General features: G+C 52.3%; 1 protein-coding gene. It reads left to right on the top strand.

The window, feature by feature from the left end; genetic code table 11:
• Nucleotides 1-325 precede the first annotated feature (325 nt).
• On the top strand, nt 326-987 hold a 662-nt coding region (locus NW858_RS05640), incomplete at its 3' end, for an NAD(P)/FAD-dependent oxidoreductase (RefSeq protein WP_414520083.1).

The raw sequence follows: 987 nt of genomic DNA, 5'->3' as shown, positions 1-987 counted from the left end.
ACCCGGGTGTCAGCTTGCGGTGAAACCTACCCAAACGCTCTACCAGTGCCTCATACCCCTGGCTGATGATCTTGACCGAGTTGAACAGGTAGCCGATAAAGATGAGGGCAAGGGCGGCTAAGATGCCAGGCATAGGGCTCTTCTCCTAACAGAGGGTTCAGCCCCCATTCTAGACGGCTGCTGGGACTGCTCCCTTCCCCCTTCGACACGTCTCAGCCTCAATAGACAATAGAGAGGGGAGGCGTGAACAGGATAGTTAGAGCTGCGGATTTCTTGTTGGGGCTGCAATCTTATCCAGTAGAAAGCTTGTGTGGGGATCCCGTCTATGAAACTGGACAGCAGGAACCTAGAAGTTGGCCTGAACAAAATCTACGACGTTATTGTTGCCGGTGGTGGCGCAGGGGGGCTGTCGGCAGCCATTTACCTGGCCCGCTACGGCTTGAGCTGCCTGGTGGTGGAAAAGAGCAGAGGCCGCTCTTTTTGGATGCAGGATTTGCGCAACTATCTGGGCCTGCCGCCAAACACGCCAGGACGAGAGCTGTTGCGACAGGGGAGGGAGCACGCCCTCAGCTTGGGGGTGGACTATCTATGGGGCTTTGTGGAAGATGTCACAGATGAGGGAGACCTTTTTGCTGTCAAGGTCAAAGTAAGAAAAGTCAACAGTATCTACCCTGTTTTTCGCAGCAAATATTTGATTGCAGCAACGGGCATTATCGATTATTTGCCCCAATTGCCTGATATGCAAAATGTCTACGAATATGCAGGCTACTCGCTTCATGTCTGCATGATTTGCGATGGTTACGAAATGCGGGATCAGAAGGCAGTTTTGATTGTCAATTCAGAAGATCGAATTAATACGGCTTTTGTCCTCAACTGGTTTACGCCTTATATCTCGGTGTTGACCCACGGCCTCTGCTCGGTTGGCCGTGAGAATGTCTCTTATACACTTCTCCGAGCCCGCGAGACCGTACTAGAGCGCGTATGCGG

It is taken from the genome of Synechococcus sp. H55.10, assembly GCF_047502715.1.
Taxonomy (GTDB): Bacteria; Cyanobacteriota; Cyanobacteriia; order Thermostichales; family Thermostichaceae; genus Thermostichus.
This window is presented reverse-complemented; position numbering and strand designations above follow the sequence as displayed.